Source organism: Paenarthrobacter sp. 22069 (assembly GCF_052046035.1).
GTDB lineage: Bacteria > Actinomycetota > Actinomycetes > Actinomycetales > Micrococcaceae > Arthrobacter.
Map to the genome: position 1 here is coordinate 32147 of NZ_JBQEQF010000033.1, position 4770 is coordinate 36916.

Sequence of the window (4770 nt, forward strand, 5' to 3'; positions counted from 1 at the left end):
TCCAAGGCACCACATCTTAGAGAGAGAAATTAGTGACGCGTATAGGCATCGTGGCCGAGTTAGGTCGCGAAACGAGGGTGGCGGCGACGCCTGTCACCGTGAAGCAGTTGTTGGGTTTGGGCTACGACGTCGTGGTCGAAAAAGGCGCCGGTGAGTCCGCGTCCTTCCGGGACGACGCATATGCTGCGGCGGGCGCGGTGATCGTCGGTGCCGACGATGCGTGGGGCAGCGACGTAGTGCTGCGGGTCAATCCGCCCACGGAGGAGGAAATCGGCCGTTTGGCTCCTGGTGCCACGCTGATCGGTACGCTCGCCCCGGGCCTGCGGCCGGAGCTTGTTGAGGCTTTGGCGGCCCGGCCCATCACCGCTCTTGCCCTGGATGCGGTGCCGCGCATCTCGCGGGCGCAGTCAATGGATGTCCTCAGTTCGATGGCGAACATCGCCGGGTATCGTGCCGTGATCGAGGCCGCCCATGAGTTTGGCAGGTTCTTTACCGGACAGGTCACGGCGGCGGGCAAGGTCCCGCCGGCGAAAGTTCTCGTTGCCGGCGCGGGCGTTGCTGGCCTTGCGGCGATTGGTGCTGCGAGCAGCCTGGGCGCGATCGTTCGCGCTACTGATCCGCGGCCCGAGGTGGCGGACCAGGTCAAGTCCATTGGCGGTACTTACCTCAAGGTTGAGGTGGAGGAGGAGATGAAGTCCTCTGACGGGTACGCCAAAGCAACGTCGGAGGCGTACAACCGGCGCGCGGCCGAAATTTACACCGAGCAGGCCCGTGAGGTTGACATCATCATCACCACGGCCCTGATCCCGGGACGCCCTGCGCCGAAACTCCTTACGGCCGAAGACGTGGCCGGGATGAAAGCCGGCAGCGTGATCGTGGATATGGCTGCCGGTCAGGGCGGCAATGTTGAAGGCTCTGTGGCCGGCGGGCGGATCGTGACGGAGAACGGTGTGGTGATCCTGGGGTACACGGATCTTCCGGCCCGGCTTCCGGCCCAGGCGTCCCAGCTGTACGGGACCAACATGGTGAACCTGCTCAAGCTCCTGACCCCGGACAAGAACGGCCAGCTCCGGATCGATTTTGATGATGTGGTTCAGCGCTCGGTGACGGTGGTGCGCAACGGGGAGAAGACCTGGCCGCCGCCCCCGGTCCAGGTCTCCGCCGCCCCCGTGGTGAAGCCGGACGCCTCCGCGGCCGCCGAAAGCCCTGCACCGAAGAACAAGCAGGGCCTGAGCGCGGCCGGTAAGGCAGGGCTCTTTGCCGCGGGCATCGCCGCGCTGTTCCTGGTCAGCGCGGTCGCACCGGCGCCGCTGCCTCAGCACTTCACGGTCCTGATGCTCTCGGTCGTGGTCGGGTTTTACGTGATCGGGAAAGTCCACCACGCCCTGCATACCCCGCTGATGTCCGTCACCAATGCGATCTCGGGGATCATCGTCGTCGGTGCCCTGCTGCAGATCACCTCCGACAACATCGCGATGCAGGTGCTCGCCGCCGTCGCGGTCCTGCTGGCCAGCATCAATATCTTCGGTGGCTTCGCCGTGACCCGGCGCATGCTCGCCATGTTCTCGGCCGGGAAGGCACGTTCATGAGCGCCGCCACCGAAGCAGCAGAAATCATCTCGAGGAGCCTTACCGTGCCCGACACCGTCTCCGGTCCGTTGACCGCCGACACCATCGCGGGGGCGGCCTACATCGTCGCGGCCCTGCTGTTCATCCTCAGCCTCGCCGGGCTGAGCAAACACGAGAAAGCCCGCGCCGGGGTCATCTACGGCATCACCGGGATGATCATCGCCCTCGCCGCGACCATCTGGCTGACCCTGCAGGAAGCCTGGGGCTCCGGCGCCGGCCTGACCGGCCTGGGGCTGCTCCTGGCCGCCGTGCTCATCGGCGCAGGGATCGGGCTCTGGCGCGCCCGGGTAGTCGAAATGACCGGGATGCCGGAACTGATCGCCCTGCTGCACAGCTTCGTGGGCCTTGCCGCGGTCCTGGTCGGCTGGAACGGCCACCTCGAAGCCCCCGCCCTCTCCCCGGACCTGACGGCAATCCACCACGCCGAGGTATTCATCGGCGTCTTCATCGGAGCAGTGACCTTCACCGGCTCCATCGTCGCCTTCCTGAAACTCTCGGCGAGGATGAAGTCCTCACCCCTGATGCTGCCGGGTAAGAACGCCATCAACCTGGGCGCCCTCGTTGTGTTCGTCGCCCTGACCGTCTGGTACGTCAACGACTCACAGCTCTGGCTCCTTGTCGTTGTCACTGTCCTTGCCCTCGGGCTGGGCTGGCACCTGGTGGCCTCCATCGGCGGCGGCGACATGCCCGTCGTCGTCTCCATGCTCAACAGCTACTCCGGCTGGGCCGCTGCCGCCGCGGGCTTCCTGCTGAACAACGACCTGCTCATCATCACCGGCGCCTTAGTAGGTTCCTCAGGCGCCTACCTGTCCTACATCATGTGCAAGGCCATGAACCGGTCCTTCATTTCCGTGATCGCCGGCGGCTTCGGCATCCCCGCCCCCACCACCGGCGGCGACGCCGACCACGGCGAGCACCGCGAGATCACGGCCGAAGCCACTGCGGAAATGCTGACCAACGCCTCCAGCGTAGTCATCACCCCCGGCTACGGAATGGCAGTGGCACAGGCCCAGTACCCGGTCGCAGAACTGGCCCACCAGCTGCGCGAACGCGGGGTGAACGTCAGGTTCGGCATCCACCCGGTTGCCGGGCGCCTCCCCGGGCACATGAACGTCCTCCTTGCCGAAGCCAAGGTCCCCTACGACATCGTCCTCGAAATGGACGAAATCAACGAAGACCTCGGCGACACCTCCGTGGTCCTCGTCATCGGTGCCAATGACACCGTCAACCCCGCCGCTGCCGAAGACCCAGGCAGCCCCATCGCCGGCATGCCCGTCCTGCGCGTCTGGGAAGCCGAGAACGTCGTCGTGTTCAAACGCTCCATGGCCGCCGGCTACGCAGGAGTCCAGAACCCCCTGTTCTACCGCGACAACTCCCAAATGCTCTTCGGCGACGCCAAAACCCGCGTCGAAGACATCCTCCGCGCCTTCTAACCGAATGCACCTTCCACAAGAGGAGAGACCATGCCCAGACATCGAACAGGACTCCCGAGCGTGGTTCAAACAGCACTTCCACCACGTAGGTCCAATCAGACCAGGGACGCTGAAGCAGCACCCTATGCGCAAGCCTTTGGCATCGATGACTATGCTGCATCGCCTTGGATAGGCCTCCACTACAGGCACGAGTTCTTACTGCACTGCAATCACGAATTGCTGGAGCTGGATATTGCCTTGGATCGATCGGATCCTTCCCCTACCAGGAACCGTGACATTGGACGTAGCCCTGACGGTCCTGCCTGGTAAAAGCAGACCGGGGTGTGGACATTGTCCACACCCCGGTTGGTGGGACAGACAAATACCCCGGACTCGAACTGCATTGCCGCTATTGAAAACACTGGGACGTCCGGTTTGATGACGGGTGGCTGCGACCTTGATTGCCTCGATAGCTTGTTCACGGTGAATCTGCTCAAGTGACCCCCTCTATTCTTTGAGTTCCCTGGGCCAAGTTGGCCATGCCTACTGAACCTCAGAGCGGATTCCGCTTCTGGCTGCTTCAACGGCGGCGGGAGTATCAGCGTCGGTAGTCGGCCGCAGGATCAGCCTGTCCATTCATCCGGCATCACTACCCTTAGCCTCCGAACTCGAAGGCAGTCTACGAGACCGTGGAACTGTCTGCCGACCAGCTCGGGTTTTCGTCCATTGGTGGCGTGGCCGTACAGGTGGGAGAGGGGGCCCTGTTCTTCGTACTCCTGACGGAGAAGGAAACCCTCTCCAAAGTCAGGCAATTCGGGGGGCTCCCGGAAGCGTCGACTCTGGCCCAACCGCGAGAGCATCCGCTGGCTTCAGCTTTAGCTCGAGCGACTCCACCAGGAGGTCCAGGGGCTGTGAGATGTCCACAAGAAGATGGGTTTCGTCCGCTTCCAGCTCCTCCAGCGCGGCAAACTGGGAATCCAGCAGCGTGCGCGGCATGAACTCGTGGGAGCGGGCCTCCATCCTGGCGCCGATTGTTGCTGCAGTGCCGAACAGGTGAATGAAGACAACATCCGGCGCGTAGCTGCGCAACAAGTCCCTATACCGGCGCTTCAGCGCCGAGCAGGCAACGATCGGCGGGACTCCCGCGCCGCCGTCGTCATTCCCTGCAAGCAACTCCCCCAGCCGGGCAAGCCATGGCTCGCGGTCCCTGTCCGTCAGAGGAACCCCGGCGGCCATCTTTTGCTTGTTGGCGGCAGGGTGGAAATCATCCCCGTCAAAGAAGGGCATGCCCAGACGCTGCCCCAGGAGGGCGCCGACCGTGGACTTTCCGCAGCCGGAAACACCCATCACCACCAGCGGACGCAACTGTGTGCTCATTGGACCTCCCCCGCCCCGCCGAAGCTGAGGAGGACTTTGCCGGAGGTGGTGGAGTCTTTGGCGACTTCGAAGGCGTGCAGGGCGTCGGCGAGGGGGTATTCGTGGGTGATGACGGGGCCGATGTGGAGTGAGCGGTCGGCGAGGGCGGTGATGACCTGGTCGATTTCGTCGTTGAAGCGGAAGGATCCTTTGAGGTCCAGTTCGCGGGTGATGGCCAGCGAGATGGGGACCGGCTGCATGCCGGTGGGCAGCAGCCCGACCATGACCACGGTCCCGCCGCGGACCGCGCCGTTGATGGCTGAGGCGAGGCCGTGGTGGTTTCCGGAGGATTCGATCACGACGTCGGCCTCCAC

The 4770-nt window shown here is 64.1% G+C and carries 4 protein-coding genes; 2 read left to right on the forward strand and 2 right to left on the reverse strand.

What is annotated here, in order from left to right; all coding sequences use genetic code 11:
* Positions 1 to 32: 32 nt before the first annotated feature.
* Positions 33 to 1589, forward strand: a complete 1557-nt coding sequence (locus tag ACTJK0_RS19770) for a Re/Si-specific NAD(P)(+) transhydrogenase subunit alpha (protein WP_440746328.1) — start codon at positions 33 to 35, stop codon at positions 1587 to 1589.
* Positions 1586 to 3061: a Re/Si-specific NAD(P)(+) transhydrogenase subunit beta gene (gene pntB / locus ACTJK0_RS19775; RefSeq protein ID WP_440746329.1), complete on the forward strand. Its 1476-nt coding sequence runs from the start codon at positions 1586 to 1588 to the stop codon at positions 3059 to 3061. The genes ACTJK0_RS19770 and pntB overlap by 4 nt, the downstream gene beginning before the upstream one ends.
* Positions 3062 to 3844: 783 nt before the next feature.
* Here pntB and ACTJK0_RS19780 read toward each other — a convergent pair.
* Both ACTJK0_RS19780 and ACTJK0_RS19785 read right to left on the reverse strand, forming a co-directional pair.
* Positions 3845 to 4417: a gluconokinase gene (locus ACTJK0_RS19780; protein WP_440746330.1), complete on the reverse strand. Its 573-nt coding sequence runs from the start codon at positions 4415 to 4417 to the stop codon at positions 3845 to 3847.
* On the reverse strand, positions 4414 to 4770 hold a 357-nt coding region (locus tag ACTJK0_RS19785; RefSeq protein WP_440746331.1), incomplete at its 5' end, for a zinc-binding dehydrogenase. The genes ACTJK0_RS19780 and ACTJK0_RS19785, both read right to left, overlap by 4 nt.